Annotated in this window: 15 protein-coding genes; 7 read left to right on the top strand and 8 right to left on the bottom strand. The window is 72.3% G+C overall.

The window, feature by feature from the left end; translation table 11 throughout:
* Positions 1-28 precede the first annotated feature (28 nt).
* The 5 genes from WBK50_RS07140 to WBK50_RS07120 all read left to right on the top strand — a co-directional run bounded on the left by WBK50_RS07140 (position 29) and on the right by WBK50_RS07120 (position 4852).
* A complete protein-coding gene (locus tag WBK50_RS07140) occupies positions 29-751 on the top strand; it encodes a DUF1365 domain-containing protein (protein WP_341334826.1) in 723 nt (240 codons plus the stop codon).
* 62 nt (positions 752-813) lie between these two features.
* Positions 814-2067: a class I SAM-dependent methyltransferase gene (locus WBK50_RS07135; RefSeq protein ID WP_445942342.1), complete on the top strand. Its 1254-nt coding sequence runs from the start codon at positions 814-816 to the stop codon at positions 2065-2067.
* 45 nt (positions 2068-2112) lie between these two features.
* Positions 2113-3495, top strand: coding sequence for a cyclopropane-fatty-acyl-phospholipid synthase family protein (locus WBK50_RS07130; protein ID WP_341334825.1), 1383 nt, complete (start codon positions 2113-2115; stop codon positions 3493-3495).
* Positions 3496-3566: 71 nt separating this feature from the next.
* Complete coding sequence (locus WBK50_RS07125) at positions 3567-4319, top strand: DUF1295 domain-containing protein (RefSeq protein ID WP_445942341.1); 753 nt, start codon at positions 3567-3569, stop codon at positions 4317-4319.
* Between the two features lie 68 nt (positions 4320-4387).
* The gene (locus WBK50_RS07120; protein ID WP_341334823.1) at positions 4388-4852 is read left to right on the top strand and encodes a peroxiredoxin; all 465 of its coding nucleotides are present in this window, start codon (positions 4388-4390) and stop codon (positions 4850-4852) included.
* Between the two features lie 126 nt (positions 4853-4978).
* On the opposite strand, the gene WBK50_RS07115 is transcribed toward WBK50_RS07120, so the two are convergent.
* From WBK50_RS07115 to WBK50_RS07095, 5 genes are all read right to left on the bottom strand, one after another.
* Positions 4979-5548 (bottom strand): pyridoxamine 5'-phosphate oxidase family protein, encoded by a 570-nt coding sequence (locus tag WBK50_RS07115; protein WP_341334822.1) that lies wholly within the window; start codon positions 5546-5548, stop codon positions 4979-4981.
* Between the two features lie 113 nt (positions 5549-5661).
* Complete coding sequence (map, locus tag WBK50_RS07110; RefSeq protein WP_341334821.1) at positions 5662-6519, bottom strand: type I methionyl aminopeptidase; 858 nt, start codon at positions 6517-6519, stop codon at positions 5662-5664.
* A 49-nt stretch (positions 6520-6568) separates the two neighbouring features.
* Positions 6569-6955 (bottom strand): DUF3054 domain-containing protein, encoded by a 387-nt coding sequence (locus WBK50_RS07105; protein ID WP_341334820.1) that lies wholly within the window; start codon positions 6953-6955, stop codon positions 6569-6571.
* Positions 6956-7076: 121 nt separating this feature from the next.
* Positions 7077-8645, bottom strand: coding sequence for a penicillin-binding transpeptidase domain-containing protein (locus WBK50_RS07100; protein ID WP_341334819.1), 1569 nt, complete (start codon positions 8643-8645; stop codon positions 7077-7079).
* An 86-nt stretch (positions 8646-8731) separates the two neighbouring features.
* Positions 8732-8911, bottom strand: a complete 180-nt coding sequence (locus WBK50_RS07095; protein ID WP_341334818.1) for a hypothetical protein — start codon at positions 8909-8911, stop codon at positions 8732-8734.
* Between the two features lie 156 nt (positions 8912-9067).
* Between WBK50_RS07095 and WBK50_RS07090 the strand changes: the two genes are divergently transcribed.
* Together WBK50_RS07090 and WBK50_RS07085 are read left to right on the top strand one after the other, a co-directional pair.
* Positions 9068-9649: a dTDP-4-dehydrorhamnose 3,5-epimerase family protein gene (locus WBK50_RS07090; RefSeq protein ID WP_341334817.1), complete on the top strand. Its 582-nt coding sequence runs from the start codon at positions 9068-9070 to the stop codon at positions 9647-9649.
* On the top strand, positions 9649-10935 hold the full coding sequence (locus WBK50_RS07085) for an NAD(P)H-dependent oxidoreductase (RefSeq protein ID WP_341334816.1): 1287 nt from the start codon (positions 9649-9651) through the stop codon (positions 10933-10935). Before WBK50_RS07090 ends, WBK50_RS07085 begins: the two co-directional genes overlap by 1 nt.
* A gap of 66 nt (positions 10936-11001) precedes the next feature.
* Here the strand turns inward: WBK50_RS07085 and WBK50_RS07080 are convergent, their stop codons facing one another.
* The 3 genes from WBK50_RS07080 to WBK50_RS07070 all read right to left on the bottom strand — a co-directional run bounded on the left by WBK50_RS07080 (position 11002) and on the right by WBK50_RS07070 (position 13724).
* Positions 11002-11835: a GNAT family N-acetyltransferase gene (locus WBK50_RS07080; protein ID WP_341334815.1), complete on the bottom strand. Its 834-nt coding sequence runs from the start codon at positions 11833-11835 to the stop codon at positions 11002-11004.
* Between the two features lie 128 nt (positions 11836-11963).
* Positions 11964-13106 (bottom strand): flavodoxin-dependent (E)-4-hydroxy-3-methylbut-2-enyl-diphosphate synthase, encoded by a 1143-nt coding sequence (gene ispG, locus WBK50_RS07075; protein ID WP_341334814.1) that lies wholly within the window; start codon positions 13104-13106, stop codon positions 11964-11966.
* A gap of 114 nt (positions 13107-13220) precedes the next feature.
* A complete protein-coding gene (locus WBK50_RS07070; protein ID WP_341334813.1) occupies positions 13221-13724 on the bottom strand; it encodes a phosphatase domain-containing protein in 504 nt (167 codons plus the stop codon).
* Positions 13725-13732 lie beyond the last annotated feature (8 nt).

Raw genomic sequence — 13732 nt, 5'->3', positions numbered from 1 at the left:
AGGCGACGACGACCGCGCACGAGCGGTCGTGCCCGCCCTCTACGACGCGCAGGTCCGGCACCGGCGCCGGCAGGAGAGGGACCACGGATTCGCGCACTCCGTGTACTACTGGCTCGTCGACCTCGACGACCTCCCCCGGCTCCCCCGCCCGATGCGGCCGTTCGCGCGGTTCGAGGCCCGGGACCACCTCGGCGACCCGGCCGCGACGATCCGGCGCAACCTCGACGCCTACCTCGCCACCCAGGGCGTCGACCTGCGCGGCGGGCAGGTCCTCATGCTCGCCAACGCCCGCGCGTTCGGCCACGTCTTCAACCCGATCTCGGTCTACTGGTGCCACCGCGCCGACGGCACGCTCGAGTGCGTCGTCGCGGAGGTCCACAACACCTACGGCGAGCGACACTGCTACCTGCTGCGGCCGGACGCGAGCGGGCGCGCGGTCGTCGACAAGGACTTCTACGTGTCGCCGTTCCTCGCCGTCGACGGGCGGTACTCGATGTCCGTCCCCGAACCCGGCGAGCGGCTCGCGCTCGCGATCACGCTGCGCCGGCAGGGGTCCACCGCCCTGTCCGCGACGGTCGTCGGCACCCGCCGGCCGGCCACCACCCGCGAGCTGCTCCGGATGCTCCTGCGGCGCCCGCTCGTCACCCATCGGACGTCGGCACTGATCCGTCGCCACGGCATCGCGCTGTGGCTGCGCAGGCTCCCCGTCGTCGCCCGCCCGACACACCGTCCGCAGGAAGGGGTCCAGTGACCGTCCAGCCCACCCAACCCGCAGGTCCCGATCCGGCTCCCGCCGCGCGGTTCGCCCCGCCCGTGCTGCGCGCCGACCGGCTCGTGCCCCGTCCCCACGACGGTGTGTGGCCCGGGCTGGCCACCCCGCCGAGCGCGAAGCTCAAGGGGCGCATCGCCGAGGGGCTGTTCCGGCGCGCGGTCCGCTCCCTGCCGGTGAGCGTGGTGTTCCCCGGCGGCGACCGGATCGGGGCGGGCGGGAGCGACGCGCCGGTGATGCGGATCGTCCGCCCGGAGGCGTTCTTCCAGCGCCTCGGCGCGAGCTCCAAGATCGGGTTCGGCGAGGCGTACATGGCCGGCGACTGGACCACGACCTCGCTCCCCGAGCTGCTCACCCCCTTCGCGGCCCGGCTCTCCACGCTCATCCCGCCGGCCCTGCAGCGGCTCGCGCGGTCCCACGTCGAGGCGCGGCAGCCGAAGGAGGAGGTCAACACGGTCGAGGGGTCCCGGGAGAACATCCACCGCCACTACGACCTGTCCAACGACCTGTTCTCGATCTTCCTCGACGAGACGATGTCCTACTCCGCCGGCTGGTTCGCCCCGGGCTCCGACGACCTCGTCGAGGCCCAGCACCGCAAGATCGACGGCATCCTGGACATGGCCGGGGTGACCGCGGGCCAGCACATCCTGGAGATCGGGACGGGCTGGGGCGGGCTCTCGATCCGCGCCGCGCAGCGCGGCGCCCGGGTCACCACCCTGACGATCTCCGCCGAGCAGGCGACGCTCGCCGAGCAGCGCATCGCCGCGGCGGGGATGAGCGACCGCGTGCAGGTGCTGCTGCGGGACTACCGCGAGGCGCGGGGCAGCTACGACGCCGTCGTCTCCGTGGAGATGGTCGAGGCCGTCGGCGAGGAGTACTGGCCGACGTACTTCGCGGCGCTGGACCGGCTGCTCAAACCGGGCGGACGGGTGGGGCTGCAGTCGATCACGATGCCGCACGACCGGATGGTCGTGTCCAGGAACGACTACACGTGGATCCACAAGTACGTGTTCCCCGGCGGCCTGATCCCCTCCGTCGAGGCGATCGAGCAGAACCTCGCCGAGCACACCGGCCTGCGGATCGTCGAGCGCCGCACGCTGGGCCCGGACTACGCCCGCACGCTGCACCACTGGCGGGAGCGCTTCCTGGCCCGCTGGGAGGACGTCGCGGGGCTCGGCTTCGACGAGACCTTCCGCCGGATGTGGGAGTTCTACCTCGGCTACTGCGAGGCGGGCTTCCGCGTCGGCTACCTCGACGTCCACCAGTTCTCCCTCTGTGCGCGGGAAACCTCCTTCTAACGAGGTTTCCCGCGCACAACCCCATCCGACCTGGAGAAACACGCCGTGGCCAAGCCCGTCGCCCCTCAGCTCGCCGACCTCCTGCAACGCGTCCTCGGCGCCCCGCTGCCCCTCCGGCTCCGCGCCTGGGACGGCAGCGAGGCCGGCCCGCCCGCGGACCCGGCCGCGCCCGTCGCGATCGTCCGGCACCGCCGCGCCCTGCGCCGGCTGCTGTGGAACCCGGGCGAGCTCGGGCTCGCCCGGGCGTTCGTCGCCGGGGAGCTGGACGTCGAGGGCGACATCGCGGACGGCCTGTCCCGCTTCTGGAAGCTCGGCCGCGGCCGCCCCGTGTCGCTGTCCCGGGCGGACAAGGCGGCGGCGGTGCGGATCGCGGCGCGCCTCGGGGCCGTCGGCCCGAAGCCGCGGCGCCCGGCGTCCGAGGCCCGGCTCGCGGGCGGGCTGCACACCCGCCGCCGCGACCGCGCGGCGATCGCGCACCACTACGACCTCTCGAACGACTTCTACGAGTTCCTCCTCGACCCGCGGATGGCCTACTCCTGCGGCTACTGGGCCTCGGAGGCGGGCGAGGGCTACGGCCTCCCCGACGCGCAGCGGGACAAGCTGGACCTGATCTGCCGCAAGCTCGGCCTCCGGCCGGGGATGCGACTGCTGGACGTCGGCTGTGGCTGGGCCTCGCTGCTCATCCACGCCGCGACGCACTACGGCGTCACCGCCGTGGGCGTCACGCTGTCCGCCGAGCAACGGGCACTCGGCCTCGCCCGCGTCGCGAAGCTCGGATTGACCGACCGGGTCGAGATCCGGCTGCAGGACTACCGCGAGATCACCGATCGCCCCTTCGACGCCGTCTCCAGCGTCGAGATGGGCGAGCACGTCGGGCAGGACAACTACCCCGTCTACGCGGCGCAGCTGCACACGCTCCTCCTCCCCCAGGGCCGCCTGCTGCTGCAGCAGATGTCCCGTGGCGCGGCCGGCAGCAACACCGCCCCGGGCGGCGGCGCGTTCATGGAGAGCTACGTCGCACCGGACATGTACATGCGCCCGCTCGGCGAGACGCTGAACTTCCTGGAGGCGGCCGGGCTCGAGGTCGTCGACGTCCACTCGTTGCGCGAGCACTACGTCTGGACCGTGCGGCCGTGGCTGGACACGCTGCAGGACAACAGGTCCGAGGCGATCCGGCTGATCGGCGAGGAGCAGTACCGCGTCTGGTTGCTCTATCTCGCCGGCGCGGCGCTGGCGTTCGAGGAGAACCGGATGGGCGTGCACCAGATCCTGATGGTGCGCCCGGACGCCGACGGCCGCTCGGGGCTCCCGCGCGGCCGCGCGGCCACCCTCGGGGCGGACCCCGCGCTGGACCGGCTCACCGCGGACGTCACCCAGGACGAGGTGGACGGGGCGCCGCGCGCGTCCACGGCGGCTCCGACACGATGAGGGGCGTGGACTACCCCTGGGGTGCGTTCCTGACCAACCTCTGGGTCAGCGCCGTCGTCATCCCGGTCGTGATGCTCGGTGCGCTCGGCGTCGCGGTCCTGCGCAAGCGCCACGACGGCATCGACGCCGTGTGGGGCGGCGGGTTCGCGATCGTCGCGATCACCACGCTGATCCTCTCCGCCGGCGCGGGCGACGCGTGGCGACGCTGGCTGATCACCGCGCTCACCGTGGTCTGGGGCGCGCGGCTGGCCTGGCACATCGGGCGGCGCAACCACGGCAAGCCCGAGGACGAGCGCTACGTGGCGCTCATGGCGAGGGCGCCGGGCAACCCCCACCTCCGCGCGGTCCGCCGGATCTACCTGCCCCAGGCCGCGGTGATGTGGTTCGTGTCCCTGCCGGTCCAGCTGGGCCAGTACGGGTTCGCGACAGCCATGCCCGGCGTCGTCACCGCGGTCCTCGGCGTGGCCTTGTGGCTGGTCGGGTTCCTCTTCGAGGCGATCGGCGACGCGCAGCTCGCCCGGTTCACCGCGGACCCGGACAACAAGGGCAAGGTCATGGGCACGGGCCTGTGGCGCTACACCCGCCACCCCAACTACTTCGGCGACGCGGTCGTCTGGTGGGGTCTCGCGATCCTCGCGCTGCACCACGCCGCCGGGCTGATCGGCCTGGCCGCCGCCGCGGCGATGACGTTCAACCTGGCCAGGGGCACCGGCGCGAAGCTGCTCGAGAGCACCATCGGGAACCGGCGGCCCGGCTACGTGGAGTATGTGCAGCGGACCAGCGGCTTCATTCCCCTGCCCCCGAAGAAGCGGGTCAGACCATGATCACCCGAGCCGGTCCCCGCGCGCGCCCGAACGCGCACCGACAGGCCCGCACCCCCGAGAGGACCCCCATGAACCCCGGCGACCAGGTCGGCGACTTCGAGCTGAAGGACGAGACCGGCACCCCGCGCAGGCTCTCCGACCTGCTGGCGAACGGCCCCGTCGTCCTGTTCTTCTACCCGATCGCCTCCTCGGGCGGCTGCACGCAGGAGGCCTGCCACTTCCGCGACCTCGCCGCGGACTTCGCGGCCGCCGGCGCGCAGCCCGTGGGGATAAGCGGGGACAGCGTGCTGAAGCAGAGCGTCTTCGCGACGAGCCACTCGCTCGGGTACCCGCTCCTCTCGGACGAGGGCCACGAGGTCGCCAAGGAGTTCGGCGCGTGGCGCTGGTGGCTCCCGGGCGGGCTGCACACCCGCCGGCAGACCTTCGTCATCGGTCAGGACCGGCGGATCGTCGCCGCGTTCGCCAGCGAGTCGAAGTTCGACGCCCACGCGGACGAGGCGCTGGCCGCGGTGAAGAGGCACGCGACCGGCTGAACCACACCCACGCGAGGAGCTCCTCGGACAGCACCTCTGTGGAGGGGAGTTGTGGAGGTCGCCGCGCGATACCGCAGCCAGCGCGGCGACTCGTCGGCGCACGGACGGCACACTCCACCACCCTGGTCAGGCGCGCTGTAGGAGACCCGGGAGGCCGTCGATGCTCTCGGCGTTCTTCTTCGCGTGGTACGCCTCGAGGTCCCCGGGAGTCTTGTCGTCCGCCCAGCGGTCGAGCAGGGTCCGCTCCTCGCGGTAGTCCATGAACGGCACGGCGTAACCGCAGGCGTCGGCGACCCGCGCCACGTCGACGGTGATCACGGCGCGGGACTGCATCCGCCGGCTCGTGCCGGCCTCGCCGAAGCCCGCCAGCGCGTCGTCGAAACCGGGGTCGCCGGCGGCGAGCACCCGACCCGTCCCGTGCAACCGGACGATGTTCGGCGGCCCCTCGAAGGCGCAGAACATCACACAGATCCGCCCGTTCTCCCGCAGGTGGGCGACCGTCTCGATGCCGCTGCCGGTGATGTCCAGATAGGCGAACGTGTGCTCGTCTACCACCCGGAACGTGCCGCGTGTCCCCTTCGGCGAGAGGTTCACCAGCCCGTCCGGGTCCAACGGCGCGGTGCCGACGAAGAACACCGGTTGCGCCTCGATGAACTCCCGCAGCCGACCCGAGATGCCGTCGTGGACCTTCGCCATCCCCCGACGGTACGGCCGCCGAGGGGAGGTGACCACGGTTTCGGCCCGGCGGGCGCGCAACGAGGCCCGTGCGGTCGGCCTGCGGGGACGGGGTCGGCCCGCGAGCCACCGGATCAGGGCAGGGTGAGGATCTCCGCGCCGTCCGCCGTCACCAGGATCGTGTGCTCGAACTGCGCCGTGCGCTTGTGGTCCTTGGTCACCACGGTCCAGTCGTCCGGCCAGATGTCGTAGTCGATGGTGCCCAGGGTGATCATCGGCTCGATCGTGAACGTCATGCCCGGCTCGAGCTCGATGTGGATGTCCGGCTGGTCGTAGTGCAGCACCACGAGCCCACTGTGGAAGGAGCGGCCGATGCCGTGGCCGGTGAAGTCCCGGACGACGCCGTAGCCGAAGCGCTTCGCGTAGGACTCGATGACCCGGCCGACGACGTTCAGCTCGCGGCCCGGCTTCACCGCCTTGATCGCGCGCATCGTCGCCTCGTGGGTGCGCTCGACGAGGAGGCGGTCCTCCTCGGAGACGTTCCCCGCGAGGAAGGTGGCATTGCAGTCCCCGTGGACGCCGCCGATGAACGCGGTGACGTCGATGTTGACGATGTCCCCGTCGTTGATCACGGTGGTGTCCGGGATCCCGTGGCAGATGACCTCGTTGAGGCTGGTGCAGCAGGACTTCGGAAAGCCGCGGTAGCCCAGCGTCGAGGGGTAGGCGTCGTGGTCCACCAGGAAGTCGTGGACCACCCGGTCGACGTCGTCGGTGGTCACACCGGGCTTGACGGCCTCGCCGCCGACCTGCAGCGCCTGCGCGGCGATGCGGCTCGCGATCCGCATGGCCTCGATGACCTCCGGCGGCTGGACGTCCGAGTCGCGGTTCGCGGCCGGGGCCTTCTTGCCGACGTACTCCGGCCGCGGGATGTGCGCGGGGACGGTGCGGATCGGCGTGGGGGTGCCGGGGACCAGGAGAGCAGGTGAAGCCACGGGTCCAGTGTAGGTCGGGTGCCGGCGGCGGTGCTGCCGGACGGGCCCGTCAGTGACGCAGCGCTCCGCGCTTCACCGAGACGCGGGCGACCAGCATGGACAAGCCTCGCCAGCCGAGCAACAGCACGGCCAAGGAGATCGTGGTGACGATCGCGAAGCTCAGTGGCAGCCGCTGCAGGAACGCGGCGCGCAGGGCGAGCCCGATCACCACCGTCCCGAGGAGTACGACGACGCCCGCCCCCAGCCCGGGCGGGTCCGCCCGCACCCGGCGCGACGCCCACGAGGCGCCGAGGCCCACCAGGAACGGGGCGGCGGTGCCGACCAGGCCGACGATGCTGTCCGCCTCGGCGTGGCTCGACCGCCCGATCGCCGCGAACACCACCACGGCGACGGCGTCTGCGATCAGCGCGAGGGCGGGGATTGGGGGACGGCGCACGCCCCCAGCCTAGAACCCTCGCGCAATCCCCGCTCCGACCTCCGCGTCATGGCTCCACAACGCGACGAGAACGCCTCGAAAACCGCGTTGTGGCTCCACAACGCGGACGTCGGCGGATGGGTCAGGAGCTGAAGGCCGCCAGGAACGGTTGGGCCGCCTTGACCGCGACGCTGGACGAGCCGCCGTCGACCACGAGGATCGCGAACGCGACGTCCCCGCGGTACCCGACGAACCAACCGTGCGCCCGGTTGACGCCGCCCTGGCTGTACTCCGCGGTGCCGGTCTTCCCGTACACCTCACCGGACCCCCGCAGCAGCGTCGCGGTCCCCTCGGTGACGACCTGGCGCATCATCGGCCGCAGCTGTGCGAGCGCGGCCTGGTCCGGCGCCGTCGCGGGTGTGACGGTCTCGGTGGCGCGCCCCCGGATCAGCTGCGGGGTGACCGGGGCGCCGTGCGCGACGGTCGCGGCGACCAGGGCCATCCCGAACGGCGTCGCGACGACCTGGCCCTGGCCGAAGCCGTCCTCGGCGCGCTGGACCTGGTCGTCGGCGGGCGGCACCGAGCCCGTCACCGTGGTGAGGCCGGGGATACCGAAGTCCGCGCCGAAGCCGAGCTGCAGGCCGGCGGTCGTGAGCGCGTCCGGGGGCAGCTGGGCCCCGATCCGGGCGAACGTGGTGTTGCAGGACTGGGCGAACGCCGTCGACAGCGGGACCGTGCCGAGGTCGAACCTGTTCTCGTTGGGCACCGGGCGACCGCCGATGACGGTCGTGCCCGGGCAGGCCTCGGGCGTGGTGCCCGTCAGACCGAGCCGCTCCACGCCCGCCGTTGCCGTCACGATCTTGAAGGTGGAGCCCGGTGGGTACCGGCCGGTGAACGCGATCGCGCCCGCGGCGTCCGCCGGCCCGTTCTGCGCCGCCGCGAGGATGTCCCCGGTCGACGGCTGGATCGCGACGATCGCGGCCTGCTGCGGGATCGCCTCGACGGCGTCCTCGGCGGCGGACTGGATTGTCCGGTCCAGGCTCACCCCGACCGTCGCGCCGGGCGTCGGCGGGGTCTCGGTCAGTGTGCCGACCGTGCCACCGGACGAGTCGACGGCGGCGACGGACCAGCCTGCGACGCCGTCCACCTGCGACGCGACCTCGGACCGCACCGGCGGGAGCACCTGGCTGCCGAATCCGGCAGACGGCCCGAGCAGCCGTGACGAGGAGGTGAACCGCACGCCCGGCAGGTCGTGGATCGCGGTCTTGACGCCGTTGTAGTCCGTCTCCCGCAGCACGGCGACGGTGTAGGCCTGGCCGTCGGGGACCTTCGCCGCACCGTCGGTGATCGTCTGCGCGGTGATCTCCGGGTCGATCGGGCGCAGCGCCTGCGCCAGGGTCCCGGTGACGGAGTCGAGGTCGCCGGCGGCCTTGCGGTCCAGCAGGATGTTCACCACGGTCGTCGGGGCCAGCAGCGGGACGCCGTTGCGGTCGACGACCGGGGCCGGGTCCGGGACGTCCGTCCGCAGCGCGAGCCGCTGACCGGTCGCGAGCTGTGGGTGCACGACCGTCGGCGCCCAGCGCACCTGCCAGCCCGTGTCCGTCTCCGCGGGGTGCATCTCGAACCCGCCGAGGTAGGTCCAGCGGCGGTTCTGACCGAGGTCCCAGGTGATGTTCACCGACGCCGTCGAGCGCTCGGTCGCGGTGCGCACCTGAGCGACCTCGGTGGTGATCGCGGCCGGGGCGAGCGCCGTCCGCGCCTGGGCGAGCGACTGCCTCGCGGCGTCCGGGTCGTCCGTCAGGGCCGCGGCCCCGGCGTCGTCCCCCGGCTCCAGGCCGCGAGGAACTTCTCGGCGGTCTCCGTCGGGCCGTCGTCGCCGAAGAGGCCGCATCCGGCGACGCCGGCCAGGACCACCAGCGTGACCGTCAGGACACGGAGCGCACGGAACGGGCGGGCGGGACGGAGGGGACCGGGCACCCCCGGAGTATGCCGAGACACCCTGCCGACCGTTCGGCAGCCTCGCCGGGACCGCCCGGCATCTGCCGACCACAGGTCTGCTCCTCGACGGAGAAGCGGCTTCACTACCATGAAGATCCCCGTAACGCCTCCGACAGGACGGGACGCATCTCCCCCATGGACATCCATCCGAATCCGCTCCCCGGTTCGGCGCTGATCGATCTCAAGCGGCTCTCCGACGACCGGGGGTTCTTCGCCCGGGCCTTCTGCGTCGACGAGTTCGCCGAGGCCGGGCTCGACCCGGCCATCGCGCAGTGCAACATCTCGTACAACCACAAGGCGGGCACGCTGCGCGGGTTCCACTACCAGCTGGAGCCCAACGCCGAGGTCAAGGTCATCCGCTGCTTCCGCGGCGCGATCTACGACGTGATCGTGGACCTGCGTCCCGATTCCCCGACCTACCTGCAGCACTTCGGCGCCGAGCTGACCGAGGACAACTACCGGGCGATGTACATCCCGAAGAACTTCGGGCACGCGTACCTCACCCTCACCGACGGCGCCGCCACGATGTACCAGGTGAGCACCCCGTACACGCCGGGCGCCGAGCGCGGCCTGCGCTGGGACGACCCGACGTTGGCGGTCGAGTGGCCGCACGAGGTCACGACGATCTCGGACAAGGACGCGAGCTGGCCGCTGCTCACCCCGGGAAGCGGAGCGACAGCGGGAATCGGCACCGAGCTGTCGGTCGAGGCGCGCTGATGCTGATCATCGACACCGCGCTGCGCAGGCGGGAGGAGGAGAACCGGCCGATCCGCGTCGGCATGATCGGCTCGGGCTTCATGGGCCGCGGGCTGGCCAACCAGATCGTCAACTCCGTCCCCGGCATGCGCCTGGTGGCCATCGCCAACCGGACGCTCGCGAACGGGCGGCGCGCCTTCACCGAGGCGGGCCTCGAGCCCACCGTCGTGGAGGACGCGTCGGCGCTCGACCACGCGATCGAGAAGGGTGAGCCGGCCGTCCTGCAGGACGCGTTCGAGCTGCTCAAGTCCGTGCACGTGGACTGCATCGTGGACGTCACCGGCGCTGTGGAGTTCGGCGCGCGGATCACCGTCGCGGCGATCGAGCGCGGGCTGCCGGTCGTCACCATGAACGCCGAGCTCGACGCCACGGTGGGCCCGCTGCTCGCGGTGCGCGCCAAGGCCGCGGGCGTCGTGCTCACCGGCGCGGACGGGGACCAGCCCGGCGTGCAGGGCAACCTGATCCGCTTCGTGCAGGGCCTCGGCGTCACCCCGCTCGTCGCGGGCAACGTCAAGGGGCTGCAGGATCCCTACCGCAACCCGACGACGCAGAAGGCGTTCGCGGAGCGCTGGGGCCAGGACCCCGCGATGGTCACCAGCTTCGCCGACGGCACCAAGATCAGCTTCGAGCAGGCCATCGTGGCCAACGCCTTCGGTCTGACCGTGCCGAAGCGCGGCATGTACGGGCGGGACCACGCCGGGCACGTCGACGAGCTGACCGAGGCCTACGACATCGACGAGCTGCGTGAGCTCGGCGGGATCATCGACTACGTGGTCGGCTCCAGGCCCGGTCCCGGCGTCTACGTCCTCGGCACGCACGACGACCCGAAGCAGCGGCACTACCTGGAGCTCTACAAGCTGGGCAAGGGCCCGCTCTACAGCTTCTACACGCCGTACCACCTGTGCCACTTCGAGGTCCCGAACAGCGTCGCACGCGCCGTGGACTTCGCCGACGCCGCGCTCGTCCCGGCCGGGGCCCCGAAGGTCGACGTCGTCACCACGGCGAAGCGGGACCTGAGGGCCGGGCAGGTGCTCGACGGCCTCGGCGAGTACGACACCTACGGCGTCGCGGAGTCCACCCCCGTCACCCGGGCGGAGAACCTGCTGCCGATGGGCGTGGCCGTGGGCTGCACGCTGCTGCGCGACGTGGCGAAGGACGAGGTCCTGACCTACGCGGACGTCACCCTGCCCCCGGGCCGGCTGATCGACCAGCTACGCGAGGAGCAGGAGAAGCTCTTCTTCTCCTGATCGGCCCCTCGCTCTCACGAACGGCACTCTGTGCGGACCTACCGCACGAGAGTGCCGTTCGTGGGTTCAGAAGAGAACGGTCGCGAAGCTCGCGACCTGCTGGAACCCGATCCGGTCGTACGTGGCCCGGGCCCGGTGGTTGAAGCCGTTGACGTAGAGGCTCGAGATCTTGCCCCACGCCGCGAGCCGCGCCGCGACCGCGGCGGTGCCCAGCATGCCGAGGCCCTGGCCGCGGCGGTCCGGATGCACCCAGACACCCTGGATCTGTCCGACCCGGGACGACAGCGCGCCGATCTCGGCCTTGAAGACGACCTCGCCGTCCTCGAACCGGGCGAAGGCGCGGCCCGCGGAAACGAGCTCGGCGACCCGGGCCCGGTAGCCGACGCCGCCGTCCCCCGCGCGGGGGTCGATGCCCACCTCCTCGGTGAACATGGCGATGGCAGCGGGCAGGTAGCGGTCGAGTTCTTCGATCCGCACCGGGCGCACCTGCATGTCGGGCCGGACGGTCGGCGGGCCGGCGAGCACCATCAGCGGCTGGTCCGCGCGCACCTCGCGGGCGGGCGCCCAGCCGGGCGCGAGGTCCTCCCAGAGCGGCAGCACCAGCTCGGCGCGGCCGACCAGCGACGAGCACGCGCGGCCGTGCCGGCGGGCGCGGTCCGCGAAGGCGCGGATGGCCGAACGCTCGCCCCGCAGCGGCACGAGGTTGGCCCCGGAGAAGCAGAGCCCCTCCATCCGGGAGCCGACGGCCCAGAGCTCTCCGCCGAGCCGCCACGGGTCCAGCCCGGCGATCTCCACCCGGGCGGCCACCATGCAGGCGGCCACGGGATCGGCGTCCAGCGCCGCGCGCACACCACCGCGATCCCGATCGTCGAGCAGCCGGGCACCGGCGACCCTCAGCACCCCTTTACGGTGCCATACCCGGCCGGCGATTCCCATTCCCGGATCGCCGCTACCGCGGGCGGTGTCCATGGATCATCCGTTGGCAGTAGTGGAGAGCGCAGCGCCTCGTGCGGCGTGGGCCCGGGAGCTCATCCGACGGTCACCTGCGGCTCGCCCTCGAGCTCCATCCCCTCGGCGATCTTGAGCGCCTCCTCGATCAGGGTCTCGACGATGGCGTGCTCGGGGACGGTCTTGATGACCTCACCCTTGACGAAGATCTGGCCCTTGCCGTTGCCGGACGCGACGCCGAGGTCCGCCTCGCGGGCCTCCCCCGGGCCGTTGACGACGCAGCCCATGACGGCGACGCGCAGCGGGACCTCCATGCCGGTGAGCCCGGCGGTGACCTGCTCGGCGAGGGTGTAGACGTCGACCTGGGCCCGCCCGCAGGACGGGCAGGAGACGATCTCGAGCTTGCGCGGGCGCAGGTTCAGCGACTGCAGGATCTGCGTGCCGACCTTGATCTCCTCGACCGGCGGTGCCGAGAGCGAGACGCGGATCGTGTCCCCGATGCCCTGGCGCAGCAGCGCGCCGAACGCGACGGCGGACTTGATCGTGCCCTGGAACGCCGGCCCGGCCTCGGTGACGCCGAGGTGCAGCGGGTAGTCGCACTGCTCGGCGAGCAGCTCGTAGGCGCGCACCATGACGACCGGGTCGTTGTGCTTGACCGAGATCTTGATGTCGTGGAAGTCGTGCTCGGCGAAGAGGCTCGCCTCCCACAGGGCGGACTCGGCGAGCGCCTCGGGCGTGGCCTTGCCGTGCTTGGCCAGCAGGCGCTTGTCCAGCGAGCCGGCGTTGACGCCGATCCGGATCGGGGTGCCGTGGTCCTTCGCGGCCTGCGCGATCTGCTTGACCTGGTCGTCGAACTTGCGGATGTTGCCCGGGTTCACCCGGACCGCGGCGCAGCCGGCCTCGATCGCGGCGAAGACGTACTTCGGCTGGAAGTGGATGTCCGCGATCACCGGGATCTGGGACTTGCGCGCGATCGCGGGCAGCGCGTCGGCGTCGTCCTGGCTGGGGCAGGCCACCCGCACGATGTCGCAGCCCGAGGCGGTGAGCTCGGCGATCTGCTGCAGGGTGGCGTTGACGTCGGAGGTCAGCGTGGTGGTCATGGACTGGACCGAGATCGGGTGCTCGCTGCCCACCCCGACCGGACCGACCTGCAGCTGCCGGGTCTTCCGGCGCGGCGCGAGGGTCGGTGCGGGAGTCGACGGCATACCCAGGGAGACGCTCACGACCTCCAGTATCCACCTGCCCCGCCGATCGCCACCGACGGAGGCCGTGATCTACGCCTCCGGCACTCGTGCGCGGAAATCGCCACCAGGGCAGCGAGAAACGCGCACGAGCGGCTACGTACGCCCCTTCCGCTCCTGGGCGTCCTGCAGGGTCGACGAGTGCGGCAGCCAGGTCGCGAGCTCGATCGGCCAGCCGTCCGCCTTCAGCAGGTCGACGACGGCGGGATCGTCGTCGATCACCGACGCGATCTTCCGGCTCCGGCCGAGCCGGCGCAGCACCTGGCGCTTCATCATCCGGGCGGGGCGGTAGTCGTCGTCCTCGCGCATGTACAGCGGGCCGGTCGGCAGGTCGTGCCCGGCCAGCCAACGCTCGGTGAGCCGCCGGTTGCGCTCCGGGCGGCCGGTCAGGTAGATCACGTCGTGGCCCGCCTGGGCGGCCCGCAGCCGGCCCGCGCCCTCGTCGAGCAGCGGGTCGACGTCCGCCTCGGCGAAGAAGCGCTCCCAGCGCGGCGGGCGCGCGCGCAGGTGGTGCAGACGGTGGGTCACGTCGGCGAGGACGCCGTCGATGTCGAAGACGGCCACGGGCCGGGCCCCGTTGGTCGGATGTGCGGTGCTCACGGTCGGGC

This window comes from Pseudonocardia sp. T1-2H, from assembly GCF_038039215.1.
GTDB lineage: Bacteria > Actinomycetota > Actinomycetes > Mycobacteriales > Pseudonocardiaceae > Pseudonocardia.
Note: the sequence above shows the minus strand (reverse complement) of the source record. Positions and strands in the feature narration are given on the sequence as shown.